Source organism: Peribacillus folii, assembly GCF_030271255.1.
Taxonomy (GTDB): Bacteria; Bacillota; Bacilli; order Bacillales; family DSM-1321; genus Peribacillus.
Genome location: NZ_JASJOM010000005.1, coordinates 147,898 through 161,540, shown reverse-complemented (window position 1 = coordinate 161,540; position 13,643 = coordinate 147,898). Strand labels below are relative to the sequence as shown.

The window sequence follows — 13,643 nt, the reverse complement described above, 5'->3', positions numbered from 1 at the left end:
ATCTTTTGGGAGTCCCGTGTAAATTCGAAGATATTCTATGATGTTGGAATGAGGGGCTTGCTTTTGAGTTATCTCGCTTTCTGCTTCCGTTGATCATATAAATGATTGTAGACGATCTGTTTCATCAGATAGGTGGAAATTAATTGATCGTTGGAAGCCGCAAATGAATGGGGCGATTCCCACAATTTCTTGAATGTGACGAACAGCAGGTTCTCGGCATTGATTTCAGAACCCGTCAATTTGATGGCCGTGTTTTTTAACATGTCTTCATATTGGGTGTAAAGCTTTGAAAAGTAAAGCTGGTCCCTTTTTAATAGGCGGTCGATTATTTCTGGTTTATTCATCATCCCTTTATCTCCGTTCCATGATTATAGGTAATAAGTACCTTCTTTTGCGTAAAATGAAACCTGTATTTGAAAAATATTGGAATATTGTAAAACGCATGCCCGGATGGAGGGCATGCGTGAGCGTCATTGCTTTATGATTTCCAACTTTTTCAGGGCATCCAGTGTAATGGCCTTTGCCGTACTTCCGCTGCCGTCCAAGTTCGTGGCGAAAGCCCATGTTCCTTTATCCGTTTCAATATAACCGACATACCAGCCCAAGCCCATATCAGAGAGCCGCGTCCCTGTTTTTCCGTGAAGGACATAATCATCGGCTTCTTCGTTGATCATGATCCTCTTAACCGTTCTCATATGCTGCTTATCAATTGGCAGTTTTTCATCCACCAGGTTCTCAATGAATCGGACCTGCTCCTTTGCAGAGATGTTCAGGCTGCTATCCAGCCAGAAGTGATCGATGCCGCCAGACAGATCACGGTTGCCGTAATTGAGCTTGTCCACATATTGCTGCATGTTTTCTGCTCCGATATCGCGGGCCATCGCTTGATAAAACCAGATCACCGAATATCTCATGCCTGAAGCAAGCGAATGGTCCCTATTCCAATCTTCGAATTCGCGGACGACCCCATCCCATCGCTTCACCTCATATTCATCGCTTATCGCCTTTGTCTGCAGGCCAATCAAAGCATTCGCCACTTTGAACGTCGACTCCGGAGTATAACGAATGACACTTCTTTTTTTGTTATAAATATATTCTTTATCCGTTGTTACGTTTTGGATGACGACCGTTCCATCCACACCGCCGAAAGATTCCCCAATTTTCAGCTCCTTCACCTTATGACCGTTTGCACTTGCATGAATTGTGCCCACGGAAGCTGAGACGAGCAGGACCAGAATGAAACATAACGATTTGATTTTCATTGCACACTCTCCTTTAAGGTTGGAATGGTATTTTTCCAATAAATAGGACAACAACTAAATTATACGTATTATGGTAGGGAAACGAAACCATTAATCATGGCAACAAAGCAGGGATTTAGTCTTCAGCTGATGAATGTATGGAGTAAATGGCATTCTAGAAATGTGGATGAAAGGATATTACGAGGAGGGTGGGTCAATGAGTAAGGGAAGCGAGCTGCCGCCAGAGTTGGCGAAGCCTGCACAGCGGGCATTGCAGGGGGCAGGATATGTGCAATTGGAACAATTAGCCAAACTGACTGAAGGGGAGGTCCTCAAGCTGCATGGAATGGGGCCGAAAGCATTGGGGCAGCTTAAGCGAGCCCTTGCGGAGAAGGGGTTAACCTTCCGGGATGGCTCCTGATCGGGTGCATTCGATGAAAAAGCCCAGTTTTTCCTTGAAGCAAGTGAAAAACTGGGCTTTTTATTAATTGATGATATTTTTCGTAGCAGGAGCAAAGCCTTTTATCATTTGTGTCATATCCTGTGGCGCCAATTGCGGCACTTGGTAATAGCGATGCTTGTTTTGATACAAGAAGATTTCATAGGCCATTTCAACAAAGTTCGGTACACTGTCTGCGATGACCCTTCTCAGCACAGGATTGGTGATTTCGACTGCAGTCATTGCAAGCAGGGATCCTGTTGATTTGATCAGTCCCAGCATGTGACCGGAAACACCCTTTTCATTCATCTCGTTTACGGATTGATTCGGTTTTTTAGGCTGAGATGGCGTGAGGCCATAAACGACATCATTGTTTTGGTGCATCTCGTAGGGCTGGGATACGTGCGATGGTTTCTTTCCTGTAGTGAAGGCTTCTACAGCAATGTTATATACATCTGTCACGAAAGTATATTGATGCTGAAGGATCGCTTTCAGCTCCTGATCCTTAATATGCTGGTCAAAGAGTTGGTACTGATCCAACACATTGATAAATCCTGAAAGAACCTCGTGTGCATCGAATAATTCATGGCCGCCATGATTCATGTTCGGCACCATGCCTTGCGGTTGCTGGGTATTGGACATGTTCGGCTGATTTTGCAAAAGTATTACCTCCCAAATTTTTTAGCATACCTCTTTAAGATGGACAGTGATGTAGGATAATATGTAAGCGGTTAGTAAATAACAGAGGGGTGCGTTTATCCGAACAGCGAGGGATTATAAGGAATTAACATGCTATAATATGGCACAATGACATTCAAATGTTGAAAGGAGAAATGATGGAAGGAGCCAAAACTTTTCATTCAATCGATGAATATATCCTGCAATTCCCCGCTGAGGTACAGGAAATCTTAACGAAAATAAGGAAGGTGATAAACGAAGCGGCACCGGATGCCAGTGAAAAGATCAGTTATCAAATGCCGACCTTTGCCTTGCGTGGAAACCTGGTCCATTTCGCGGCTTATAAAAACCATATCGGGTTTTATCCGACATCTAGCGGAATTACAGCCTTTGAAGATGCTTTATCCGAATTTAAACGGTCGAAAGGGGCCGTTCAGTTTCCGCTTAACAAGCCGATTCCTTATGATGTAATCAGTGAGATCGTTACCTTCAGAGTGGAGGAGAACTGTAAAAAAGCGGCAGCCAAATCGAAAAAGAAATAAGACCACCCAGTGATCGGGGGGAAAGGGGCGATTCTTCCATAAGGAGAATCGCTTTTTTACGCTGCAACGTCCCTGCCCTGCGCGTTCCGGAACCTGATGATTCTCAAATGGGGTCGACTTATGATAAGCTTGTATTTATCGGAATTAACAAAATATTAATGGTTTCGTTGGTGAATGTGCACGCATCAAATGGAAGAAAGGTGGGAACGATCATAACTGCTATATTGATGGAGGAGTTCAATGCTGCTGAATTTGCAACAACTTTAACGTGGCACTCCGAGCCCAAAGCGTGGAGGGTGAATGCTGAGGATTCGACTTTAGTCATCGAAACGGATGATCGGACCGACTTTTGGCAAAAAACGCATTATGGCTTTGCGGCCGATAATGGGCATTTTTTATTCCATGAGGTCAAAGGCGATTTTCGTTTAACGACTAAAGTGAAATCCAAGCCGGTGAATCGATATGACCAGGCGGGCTTGATGGTGCGTTTTTCAAGTGAGACATGGCTGAAGACGTCGGTTGAATATATCCCTGATGGCAAAAGTAAATTAGGAGTGGTTGCCACAAACCAAGGTTATTCTGATTGGTCGAGTCAGGAAATTACCCAAGCCGGGGCTTCACTTTTTTATCGGATAACGAGAAGGGACAACAATTATTATGTTGATTATTCCTTGGATGGCAGCACGTGGAGCCAAATCAGAATGACCCATCTCGTTGAAGGGGCGGATACGATGAAAGTCGGCATTTATGCCTGCAGCCCGCAAGGAAAAGGATATGAAGCAGCATTCGAATTCATGAAAGTGGAAACCATAAATACAGATACAAAGGTTTATTAAATCGAATGATTTGCACAACATAAAGGGTAAGGCAGAATTCTTTTCAGTGCGGGATTCATACAGCTTGTTGATACGATAAATATAACTGGAAAGAGGAAGGTGGCTATTATGTTCAAGAAATTATTCGGAAAGAAAGATAGTGTGGAGCAACTGCTTGCACCGATCAGCGGACAGGTTATCAAGATGGAGGATGTTCCGGATCCCGTATTCTCAGGAAAGCTAATGGGGGATGGTATCGCGATCCTTCCGGAAGAGGGTCTTGTCGTGGCTCCGATCGATGCAGAAGTGGTCCAGGTATTTCATACGAAGCATGCTATAGGACTTCGGACAAAAAATGGGATTGAATTGTTGATGCATATCGGGTTAGAAACGGTGAACCTGAAAGGTGAAGGATTTGAAGTGCATGTTGCAGAAGGGCAGCGTGTAAAAGCGGGGGACAAGCTTGTTACATTCGATATCGAATTCCTTAAATCGAATGCACCCAGCATCATAACTCCGATCGTCATCACGAATGGCGAGCTGGTTGAAAAAGTGGAAAAAACAACTAGCGCCGAAGCAATCATGAACCAAACGGAAATCATGAGTATCTTTTTGAAGTAACAGCTTTGGTTACGGGTCACTTCGGATTACATAGGCTTCATGAAGTTGTTTGCAGGATTACCGAAATGAACGGCGAATAGTAGGTCTTGAACGAAAAACTGATCAAGTGAGGGTGAATGTGATGGGAGTTCAAGCAGAGAAGATATTCGTTAACCTTCCTGTTAAAGATTTGGATGCGTCGATGGAATTCTTCACCAAGGTAGGCTTTGTCTTTAACGAGCAAATGACCAATGAAAACGCAGCGTGCATGGTCATCAGCGAATCGATTTACGTCATGCTATTGGTCGAGGAGTACTTCAAGACGTTTACGAAAAAGGAAATCCCGAATTCAGAGACGAGTGCGGAAGCGATTGTCGCCCTCTCGGTTAACAGTAAGCAAGAAGTCGACGAAATCGTCCATAGGGCATTGAAAGCCGGTGCACAGCCCTACAATGATGCCATCGATCACGGATTCATGTATGGCTGGAGCTTCAAGGATCTTGACGGACATCTTTGGGAAGTATTCTACATGGATGAGAGCTCATTCAGTCAAGGTTAATGGTAAAGCAAGACACAGCCCTTCAATTGGGGCTGTGTCTTTTATATTTTATTTAATTGTTAATAATTAACTATATATGATACTATTACCTTTAGTTTGTTTGAACATGGAAGAAGGTATGGAATGAAAGCAATTTTCCGAACTAAAATTTTTTATGTAAGTATTGTGATCGTATTGCTCGCCCTTGGCTTTGCCTATATGCAATCCGATGATGCCGAAAAAAAGGAGACAATGACCGATGCGGAATTTTATGCAGCGTTGGGAAAGGGGAAGGTGACTTCCTTGAAATTGGAACCGAAAAAAAGTGTATATCAAATAAGCGGTCGGCTGAAGGATCATGGGGAGAATTTTAGCGTACTTGTCCCGAACAGTGAATTCGCGATGGATACGATCAATCGAGCTGCGGAAGAGCATGATATAAAACAAATCGTGGTGATACCGTCTGATATCGAGGTAAGCGAGTGGGTCACCGTTCTAACAACGACAGTGCCCATCATACTACTATTAATCATGGTTTTTGTCATTTTTCTTATGGTACTCGTAATAAAAAAATGGAACCGTACTAGATATTAAGAGTTTTTATTCTACTTTGCTAGTCAGGAGAAATTCAAATATCTTTCGACGGTAAACCTGGCAGTCCAAATGAAGGAACGGTTGAAGGGGTTCTTCAGTTTTAGGAGGATGCGCAGGGGCGTTCATCGGGACATGATTGATGGAACGAAAATAATTTAAACTTTAAATTGAAGAATGCTGAATAATTTGATAAAATGAAATAAATGAAAAGACTATGTGCAACTGGCGAAACGCGGATAACCGTGAGGGAACACATAGTGTCGTAGCCGTTCGCCTGGGCAGAGGTAAGGGATTATATCCCTTGCCTCTTTCTGTTTATGATCAGACAATAGTGAAGTCTGCAGGAATACAGATTTTCATGAATTTGGATGGCAGCTAGGCTTTAGATACTGTTAGCATTTGGAAAACTATCATATTTGAAAAGAGGAGCATACGACATGAGTACAATCACTTTAGAAAAAGCGAAAACGATCAAAACGTTAAATAACATTGCACAAAGCGGGTTAAATGTATTCAATAAGGATGGCTTTACAATTGATAATGACAGCGAAAATCCCGATGCAATCGTTGTTCGCAGCTTTAATATGCATGCGATGGAATTAGGTTCCGATCTAAAAGCGATCGCAAGGGCAGGAGCGGGAGTCAACAATATTCCGGTCGGCAAATGCACGGAGCAGGGAATCGTTGTGTTCAATACGCCTGGAGCGAACGCCAACGCAGTCAAAGAAATGGTATTGACTTCATTGATGGCTTCATCTCGTAATCTCTTTGCCGGTGTTGCTTGGACAAAGACGCTCGAAGGTGAAGGACAGCAAATTCCAAAGCTTGTGGAAGCAGGAAAGAAGCAATTTGTCGGTAAAGAAATCAAAGGTAAAACGTTAGGTGTCATCGGCTTGGGCGCGATTGGTGCGCTCGTAGCGAATGATGCGCTTGATTTGGACATGGATGTCATCGGGTTTGACCCGTTCATATCTGTCGATACAGCCTGGAATCTATCACGCAATGTACAGCGCGCGATGACGCTTGAGCAGTTGTTTGCCGAGTCGGATTACATAACTGTCCATGTTCCATTGACGGATGACACTAGAGGGATGTTCAACCAAGAAACATTTAGCATCATGAAGCCGGGCGTTCATATTTTGAACTTCTCACGCGGTGAGCTTGTGAATGAAACCGATATGCAAGCGGCTCTTGAAGGAGGGCAAGTCGGTCAGTTCATTACAGACTTCCCGAATGAAAATGTGCTGAACATGAAAAATGTCGTGCCGATCCCCCATCTTGGCGCTTCGACACAGGAATCGGAGGAAAACTGTGCCATAATGGCCGCCCGTCAGGTGAAGAGCTTTTTAGAAACAGGGAACATCAAAAACTCCGTGAATTTTCCTAACACCTCCCTTCCTTATACAGGTAAGCGACGTGTGGCTGTATTCCACGAAAACGTTCCTAACATGGTTGGGCAAATCACACTGGCTGTCTCAAGCTTGAACCTAAATATCGCTGACATGGTTAACAGAAGCCGGGGCGGATATGCGTATACGATCATCGACCTTGACGGTGAAGTGAATGGCGATCTCATTCCTGGGCTGGAGGAAAAGATCAAGCAAATCACAGGTGTCGTTACGACCCGCATCATTTAACCGTAAATATATCAGATAAGGTCTTGATTCCTTTTTAGGGATTGAGGCTTTTTTTGTTTGCGATAAGGCTCTGCCGCAGGAATAAGCTGGATGGGGAGGGATATGGCGTAAGTTTGGCGAAAGTAAACTATAGACGTGTGCTGCACAAGCACCGAGCATCCGGACTAGAGGTTTCAACAAACTTGATGGAATCATGTTGAAGGCTGGGCGCGTTAAGAGAAGCTGCACTCTTGAAAACGAAACGGATCCGTTTGAAAAAAATTCATGAAGGAGTGTCTCGTATGCACAAAAAAGATGGTTCCAAATCAATGTGCCAGTGTTTCATCGTACCTAACTATATTTTAGAGAACTTGGCCCTGAATGAAGTGGAAGCGGCGCGGGTCAGTTTAGCGAAAAGCCGGCAAATGCGCAGGCGCAGGATTTTCAAGGAATATGATATCAATGGTGTCATTGCTTTGACCGATGCTGGTTTGGTGCGGCACGGTGAGTCGGCCCGGCATGTGTATGATTGCAAGGGCGGCACGAAGCTCAGAGTGAATGAAGCAAGGAAAGAGGGAGACCGGTCAAGCGGGGACCCCGTCGTTAACCAAGCATATGATTATAGCGGCGTCGTCCGTGATTATTTCAAGGATGTCCTGCACCGTAATTCGATGGACAACGAAGGCCTTGATCTCATCCTGAATGTCCATTATGGGGATAAATTCACGAATGCTTACTGGGATGGCGATGAAATGGTCTTTGGTGACGGTGATGGTGTCATCTTTAGCAACTTTGCCAATTCACTGGATGTCATTGGACATGAACTCACACATGGGGTAACGCAGTTCACAAGCGGATTGGAGTATGTCGGTCAGTCAGGTGCCTTGAATGAACATCTGTCAGATGTGTTCGGGGTTACCATTAAGCAATACTATTTGAAGCAAACGGCTGGAGATGCCGATTGGCTGATTGGCGCCGATATAATGGGGCCTACACTGAAGGGACAGGCGCTGCGTTCGATGAAAGCACCAGGTACGGCGTTTGACAATAAATTGATGGGAAAGGATTTACAGCCGGATCATATGAGGAACTTCTATAAAGGCGAGCGCGATAATCATGGTGTCCACATCAACAGCGGGATACCAAACAAAGCCTTTTACCTTGTATCGATGGAAATTGGAACGGATAAAGCGGCCTTGATTTGGTTCGATGCGATGCAGAGTTTATTTGCGACAGCGAATTTCAATCAATTCGTACAAGTTGTCACCAAATCTGCCCAAAGGCTTGCGGATGGCGGAAAAGTTCCTGACACAGCGATCAAAACGATCGAAGATGCTTTTAAAGCTGTTGGGCTGCCTGAGAAGGTAAATTGAAACGAATGGGAGGCAAAAACGAACATGCTCATCCAGTTTAGCTGTGTCGGCGGAATGGCCAACCTCGATTTGAATGTGGTGATAGATACAGAAGAATTACCACAGGGGAAGCATGAGGAGCTTCAGCAACTCATGCAAACAGCCGATCTGTCCAACCTATCCTCAAGTAAAATGGCAGGGGCTAAAGCACAAGGAGCGGATGCGTTTTCATATCAGCTGGATATCGCAGGGGAAACGAAGAAGCAAAACTTCTCATTCACGGATGTCACAGCGCCAGAGAGGGTACGGCCACTATTGGATTATCTACGCAATTTGGCCATGGAAAAGAAGCTCGCCGAATGAAAATAGACGAAAGGCTGCCATGATTCTTCGGGCAGCCTTTCGTCTATTTGCTTGGACCTCTCATCATTTACAGGATTTCTCTGCCGGTCCGACCGTATACATACTCAATGCAGGATCAGGGTTGTTCCAGGCGCTTTCGAACACAAAAACGATCTTATAGCTTTCGTTGTCCGTATAGGTGACATAGTACATCCCCTCTTGCTCCTTGGCACTAGCCGGCTCCCCGAGCAAATTCTTTACCTGTAATAAATGAATCGTTTGCAGCTGCGGACTGAATTCATCAATCGCAGTGATCGTTTTCCTGGGGGTTGACTCGTCATAGAGGAAACGAACATGATGGCTCCAGTAGTTGGCGGCGACTGTGCTCAAGTCCTCCGGTTCACCCCATGATTTTTCCACTTTCTTTAACGAATCACCAACAGAAAAAGGCCTGCTATTAATGGATTGCTGAGATTCCGAGGCTACCCTCATGATTTTGCCAATCAAGCGATCAGACGAGGACTTCGCCGATGCTGCATGAACACTTCCGCCGCTAAACATGAGTGCAACAAGGAGGAGCATGGTGAAGCAACGGATATAACCACTTTTGTGTTTCAAGCTTGAACACCCTTTCTGCAATTGAAATTGATGAACCACCTAAATATCATACGCAGTCCTCCTGGAAAAAGAACACGCATGCCTTCATCTGCACATGACTAGCATGATGGGAGGAAGGTAGTACTTCATGAAGGGCTGGGGGATGACGAAGATTCAGCCTACTTCAGCTGAACTTTTTTTGGTGTGATAATTTTTTCATAAAAACGTCATTTTTCACCACTTTATATCATGTTATTCACCATTCGTTCACAAAATGGACACGAACTGCTCCAAAAAAAAGGAAGATATTCACCAGTTCAGAAAAAGAAATCAAAAATTATAGCCCTTTAAAGCAAACTTGTAAAGAGTAAGTAAAACTAATGGATAATCGACTCGTAAAGGGGCATGTATTTTGGAAGAGTGAAAATGAGAGCTATTTTACAAAAAATGCTTAAAATAGGATAATGGTCGCAGAGAGGTGAAAAACATGACATATCAGGAAATGAAAGTGTCGATTTCAGGAAACAGTATTACCCAATTCGGGAAGAGAATATTGATCTCGCAAATCCAATTTTCGACTTTGGAGGCCATTTTTGAGATCGATGAGGCAGTTCAAAGAAAGCTCGATCACAAGCGGAGGGCGGATATCAGGGAGTTCATCATGAACGCCGTTGCTGAGGGGGACTTTTACTTTTCGCCGTTCATCTTCTCAAGCAGGGGGGCGATAAAAGAAGTGCCCGAAGGCGGGGAGCTGCCCCCGGGAAGTAAAATTTATATACTGGATGGCCAGCACAGAACGTATGCCCTCATTTCAGCCATCAGTCATTTAAGGGCACGAAAGGAAATGGAGGAAGAAATCGGTCATTTCTCCGAAGCAAAAAAGCTTCAAAGCCAAATTGATAAGCTAAAGGCGTACCCCGTCACGATTCAAATTTATTTAAACCTCGAAACGAAAGAAGAAAGACAGCTATTCAATGATATTAATACAAAGCGGAAAGAACCCCATGTCGGTTTGGTGATGAAATATGATCAGCGTGATGAATATGCTGAACTAACAAGAATCATTGGAGATCAATTGGAAAGCAAGATGGAGATAGAGACCACACTGTCCAGAATATCCATCACAAGCTCGGCCGTGACCTCGCTGACGATCATGAGGCGCTGCCTCATTGCTTTATTCGAAGGAAAGATTACCGATAAAACCGGCAAACCGAAACTTGGAGAGCTAACAAAGGAAGAGATTTTCACGGTCGCATCTGCATTTTTCGAAGCGTGGCTGGAAATTTTTCCGAAGAAGATGACAGATCGGAAGACATTTACTTCAGGCTATTCCGGCATTCAAATAGCCCTCGCCCAAACCATCCAGCAGCTCCACAAACATCATGAAATCCCCTATGAAGAAGCGATTGGCCATATGCTGAGGCTGAAGACAGCCTGTACATGGAAGCACGATGATGAGCTCTTTTCGCACATCTACGACCCTGTAAAAAAACGAATCAAGAATCATTCCACCACGAACGCCATCCAGAAAACGGCTCTCCAGTTCAAACGGGAAATTGAAGGAGGATGGATGCATGATACTAAGTGAATTGGACCGGAAGCGAAGATCGATTGTCTCTTATTCCATCATGGAACTGGTCGATATGTATCGCAATGGTCAAATCGCCACAAGGGAAATAAATCAGCTGCGCGTCCGATCGATCAAGAATTATCTTTTGGAAAATGCCTTAACGAATCAAATCTATCTGCCTCCGCTCGTTGCCAGCTGCAGGGAAGGGACCTTCTCCGTAAAAGAAGCTGCTCAGCTATCGATCATCGATGGAACCCAACGGATTGTGGCCTTTGCCCAATTGGAGGACAGTATCCTGAAAGCATTGAAGAAGGATGAGGAGAAGGTGAAACAGGCATACAAACTCGATTCGCTCATGAAGGACAGCGCAATTGCCGTCCAGGTATTCGAGGGACTTACAGAGGCGGAGGAATCCCAGCTATACTTGGATATCAATCTTAGAGGCAAGAAAGTGCCCCTATCAAAACGAATTTCATTCGACTCGCGAAACAACCTTAATGTCATCACCAATCAGGTGCTTCATACCCACCAAGCATTAAGGACAGCCGGTGTCGAACTCGAAAAACGATCGATTAACCGTCCGGCCAACAAGAACCTGCTTTCCCTATCGCAGCTAAGGCAGGTCATCGGCATCTTCATGACTGGCAGGGTATATGTAAACATTGAAGAGAAAGTATCCTCTTGCCCGCTAGCGAGCAGCGAATATATCACCTTGATTCATTTATATCTGAATGAATTATTCGAGATGTTCCCGCCGGAGCGAATGGGCGATTGCACCAAGTGCATGCTCGCCTGCTATCCGCTTTTCGTAGCGGTTGCCTTGTATGCGAATGATCAGATGGAAAACCAGCCGATCGACCATAGAAAACAGCTGATTACAACAAGGATGTCAAAATTGAAGGCGGTCGATTGGAGCCCGGCGAATCCGATCTGGAGGGAATTTAGCGGCACATATAAAGGCCGCCCGTCCGTATTTCAGCTCAGCAACGATAAACACAATATCAAGGCAATGGTCCGGTGGCTGTATACCCTTTAAGGGAGGTGAGAAATATGTGAGGGAAACAGCAAAAACCCCCTAGGTGAATTTGTCCTGGCAGACCGTCACCTAAGGGGATCGAGCAGGAGTATACCTGGCTCTATGTCTTAGTATACTCCTAAAAAATCATTATGGGAATGAGGAGTGAACGGAATGATGATACGAAAGAAATATGTAATGAACAGGGAAACCATAGCAATGATGGAGCACTATGATGCACATGGCGAGGAGCTGGCGATGGTGGTTGAAGGGGAGAGCACCTTCCTTGTTGCACAGCCGCGCCTTGATATCCTCAATCAGTCGCTCAATCACTTTGGACTGAATCTTGATGGCGGACTTGCAGGAGCGAAGTCGGTGCTTGGCGGCAGATATAGGCTGCCAGTCTGCGTCAGCGCCCAGCTCGGCATGGTCTGGTTCTCCTCCCGCTCCTTCCGCTTAGGCGGAGGTGTCTGGTTTTCCTATATTCACATCGATGACTTCGAGGAAGTGAACGAAAAAGAAACGTTGGTCCACACAGACTATGGTCATTGCCTCTCTGTATCCTTAAGCAAAAATCAACTCATCTTCAAAAGGGACCAAGCATCCTATCTGCATACCACCTTCCATGAACGCTCGCTAGGTAAAAAAACCTTCCATTATGAGCCAGGAAGCGGAATCACCTTTTGCAAGGAACCCGGGGAGCTCCATTACAGGGTAAAGCGGAAGGAATCATGAAAAAATGCTGTGAGAAAGACCGCCAACGTATGGGCGGTCTTTTGTTTTTATCTACCTTTCTTTGTCATCCCTGTTTTCTTCAAGCTTCGCTTTAATGAATTCGATCCACGTTCGCGTTGCGTAGGAGATATAGCTATCTTTTTTCCAAGCGATTCCTACTTGCCACTTGATATGAGGGATTAAGGGGAGCGTGACGATCTCCTCGTTACTTATATCCATCTCTTCCAGGTCACTTTTGGGGAGAACCGTTATTCCCTGGTTGAAGGAGACCATCTCCATGATGAACTTCCACTGTGAAGTTTCACAAATGATATTCGGTTCAAAGCCATTCAGCTTGCAAGCCTGCATGATCAATTCATGAACCTGATAGCCTTCGCGGAAGATGATGAAGCTTTCATCCTTTAAACGGTCCCAGGAGACATGTTCTTGATTGGCCAGTTGATGATGATGATGAACGACAAGACGCAGATCGCCTTTCATGAACGGAATGCTCTCGAACGTATCATCGATGGGCAGGGGCATCACCACTAAATCCAGGTCACCTTGAAGTAAGGTGTTTTTTAGATGCAGGGCGCCATCCTCCACAAAACGGACGGTGATGAAGGGATATTCTTTATGGAATTGGGCCATCAGCTCAGAGAAAATATCCGTTCCAAGCGTTGAAAAAATGCCCATTTTTATATTCCCCTTTTTACTATTCTTCATATCGTCCAATTCGTCATAAAAATGCTCGATCGATTGGGAAATGCGCTGGCCATATTGATAAAGCAATTTTCCTGTATCGGTCAGTTCGATCTTCCTGGTCGTACGGGTCAATAGCTTGGCATCCAATTCTTTTTCAAGATCTTTAATCGATTTACTGATGTTCGGCTGCGACAAGAATAAATGTTCAGCCGCTTTGGAAAAGCTGCCTTGTTTAACGACTTCGGTAAAGTACTGTATTTGTTTGAAATCCAACTAAAACACACC

General features: G+C 44.7%; 17 protein-coding genes and 1 riboswitch. Of the genes, 12 read left to right on the top strand and 5 right to left on the bottom strand.

What is annotated here, in order from left to right:
• Nucleotides 1-68 precede the first annotated feature (68 nt).
• Nucleotides 69-347: a sigma factor gene (locus QNI08_RS10050; RefSeq protein ID WP_285767289.1), complete on the bottom strand. Its 279-nt coding sequence runs from the start codon at nt 345-347 to the stop codon at nt 69-71.
• Nucleotides 348-470: 123 nt separating this feature from the next.
• Nucleotides 471-1,256, bottom strand: coding sequence for a class D beta-lactamase (blaOXA, locus tag QNI08_RS10045; protein ID WP_285767498.1), 786 nt, complete (start codon nt 1,254-1,256; stop codon nt 471-473).
• A 202-nt stretch (nt 1,257-1,458) separates the two neighbouring features.
• Between blaOXA and QNI08_RS10040 the strand changes: the two genes are divergently transcribed.
• Nucleotides 1,459-1,662 (top strand): helix-hairpin-helix domain-containing protein, encoded by a 204-nt coding sequence (locus QNI08_RS10040; RefSeq protein WP_285767288.1) that lies wholly within the window; start codon nt 1,459-1,461, stop codon nt 1,660-1,662.
• Between the two features lie 63 nt (nt 1,663-1,725).
• Here the strand turns inward: QNI08_RS10040 and QNI08_RS10035 are convergent, their stop codons facing one another.
• A complete protein-coding gene (locus tag QNI08_RS10035; RefSeq protein ID WP_285767497.1) occupies nt 1,726-2,322 on the bottom strand; it encodes a spore coat protein in 597 nt (198 codons plus the stop codon).
• A gap of 194 nt (nt 2,323-2,516) precedes the next feature.
• On the opposite strand from QNI08_RS10035, the gene QNI08_RS10030 reads away from it, so the two are divergent.
• The 8 genes from QNI08_RS10030 to QNI08_RS09995 all read left to right on the top strand — a co-directional run bounded on the left by QNI08_RS10030 (nt 2,517) and on the right by QNI08_RS09995 (nt 8,778).
• Nucleotides 2,517-2,900 carry an iron chaperone gene (locus tag QNI08_RS10030; protein WP_285767496.1) on the top strand — a complete coding sequence of 128 codons (384 nt, stop codon included), beginning with the start codon at nt 2,517-2,519 and terminating at the stop codon, nt 2,898-2,900.
• 227 nt (nt 2,901-3,127) lie between these two features.
• Nucleotides 3,128-3,736, top strand: coding sequence for a DUF1349 domain-containing protein (locus QNI08_RS10025; protein ID WP_285767495.1), 609 nt, complete (start codon nt 3,128-3,130; stop codon nt 3,734-3,736).
• Nucleotides 3,737-3,844: 108 nt separating this feature from the next.
• Nucleotides 3,845-4,336: a PTS sugar transporter subunit IIA gene (locus tag QNI08_RS10020; protein WP_285767287.1), complete on the top strand. Its 492-nt coding sequence runs from the start codon at nt 3,845-3,847 to the stop codon at nt 4,334-4,336.
• 121 nt (nt 4,337-4,457) lie between these two features.
• Nucleotides 4,458-4,874 carry a VOC family protein gene (locus QNI08_RS10015; RefSeq protein WP_285767286.1) on the top strand — a complete coding sequence of 139 codons (417 nt, stop codon included), beginning with the start codon at nt 4,458-4,460 and terminating at the stop codon, nt 4,872-4,874.
• A gap of 123 nt (nt 4,875-4,997) precedes the next feature.
• Entirely contained in the window at nt 4,998-5,447 is a 450-nt protein-coding gene (locus tag QNI08_RS10010; protein ID WP_285767285.1) for an ATP-dependent metallopeptidase FtsH/Yme1/Tma family protein, read from the top strand.
• A 208-nt stretch (nt 5,448-5,655) separates the two neighbouring features.
• A riboswitch (ZMP/ZTP riboswitch) is annotated at nt 5,656-5,734 on the top strand.
• A 150-nt stretch (nt 5,735-5,884) separates the two neighbouring features.
• Complete coding sequence (locus QNI08_RS10005) at nt 5,885-7,084, top strand: phosphoglycerate dehydrogenase (RefSeq protein ID WP_285767284.1); 1,200 nt, start codon at nt 5,885-5,887, stop codon at nt 7,082-7,084.
• A 281-nt stretch (nt 7,085-7,365) separates the two neighbouring features.
• The gene (locus QNI08_RS10000) at nt 7,366-8,436 is read left to right on the top strand and encodes a M4 family metallopeptidase (RefSeq protein WP_285767283.1); all 1,071 of its coding nucleotides are present in this window, start codon (nt 7,366-7,368) and stop codon (nt 8,434-8,436) included.
• A gap of 24 nt (nt 8,437-8,460) precedes the next feature.
• Nucleotides 8,461-8,778, top strand: a complete 318-nt coding sequence (locus tag QNI08_RS09995; protein ID WP_285767282.1) for a protealysin inhibitor emfourin — start codon at nt 8,461-8,463, stop codon at nt 8,776-8,778.
• A gap of 63 nt (nt 8,779-8,841) precedes the next feature.
• Here QNI08_RS09995 and QNI08_RS09990 read toward each other — a convergent pair whose 3' ends face one another.
• A complete protein-coding gene (locus QNI08_RS09990; RefSeq protein ID WP_285767281.1) occupies nt 8,842-9,375 on the bottom strand; it encodes a DUF4309 domain-containing protein in 534 nt (177 codons plus the stop codon).
• Nucleotides 9,376-9,841: 466 nt separating this feature from the next.
• Between QNI08_RS09990 and QNI08_RS09985 the strand changes: the two genes are divergently transcribed.
• From QNI08_RS09985 to QNI08_RS09975, 3 genes are all read left to right on the top strand, one after another.
• A complete protein-coding gene (locus QNI08_RS09985; RefSeq protein WP_285767280.1) occupies nt 9,842-10,942 on the top strand; it encodes a DGQHR domain-containing protein in 1,101 nt (366 codons plus the stop codon).
• Nucleotides 10,929-11,960, top strand: coding sequence for a DNA sulfur modification protein DndB (locus tag QNI08_RS09980; RefSeq protein ID WP_285767279.1), 1,032 nt, complete (start codon nt 10,929-10,931; stop codon nt 11,958-11,960). The genes QNI08_RS09985 and QNI08_RS09980 overlap by 14 nt, the downstream gene beginning before the upstream one ends.
• A 153-nt stretch (nt 11,961-12,113) precedes the next feature.
• On the top strand, nt 12,114-12,674 hold the full coding sequence (locus QNI08_RS09975) for a competence protein ComK (protein ID WP_285767278.1): 561 nt from the start codon (nt 12,114-12,116) through the stop codon (nt 12,672-12,674).
• A gap of 51 nt (nt 12,675-12,725) precedes the next feature.
• On the opposite strand, the gene QNI08_RS09970 is transcribed toward QNI08_RS09975, so the two are convergent.
• Nucleotides 12,726-13,631, bottom strand: a complete 906-nt coding sequence (locus QNI08_RS09970) for a LysR family transcriptional regulator (protein WP_285767277.1) — start codon at nt 13,629-13,631, stop codon at nt 12,726-12,728.
• Nucleotides 13,632-13,643: the final 12 nt, after the last annotated feature.